1 protein-coding gene is annotated in these 434 nt (G+C 62.2%); it reads left to right on the top strand.

Annotated features, from left to right (window positions below):
- Nucleotides 1–434, top strand: a 434-nt coding sequence (locus CRD60_RS08370; RefSeq protein ID WP_201737258.1) for a DUF308 domain-containing protein, incomplete at both ends; no start/stop codon positions are given.

Raw genomic sequence — 434 nt, forward strand, 5'->3', positions numbered from 1 at the left:
CGCAGTTGCGATGATCATAGGCCTGGCCTTGTTAGTCGCGCCAGGCAAGACCCTGATTGTCTTCACCGTCGCCCTGGGTGTCTACTTCATCGTTTCAGGACTGGTCCGCCTCATCACCTCGATTGTGGCCCAAGGCCTTCCCGGCGGATGGCGGGTTCTGGGTGTCCTGGTCGGCGCCCTCCTGTCCATCGGTGGCGTGGTGATCGTCAAGAACACGACCCTGTCCGCCTCCACACTGCTGGTTCTGGTCCCCCTGATGGTGGGCCTGGGATGGATCATGGAGGACGTCATGACCCTGGCTGAGTCCTGGGCTGTGCCCCACTCCGGTTGGGCGATCTTCAGTGCGGTGGTCTCCATCATCGCCGGTGTCTTCATCCTGATCAACCCTCTGGGCTCCACGGCCGTCCTGGTGATTTTCGGCGGCTGTGCACTGC

This window comes from Bifidobacterium aemilianum, assembly GCF_003315635.1.
GTDB classification, from domain to species: domain Bacteria; phylum Actinomycetota; class Actinomycetes; order Actinomycetales; family Bifidobacteriaceae; genus Bifidobacterium; species Bifidobacterium aemilianum.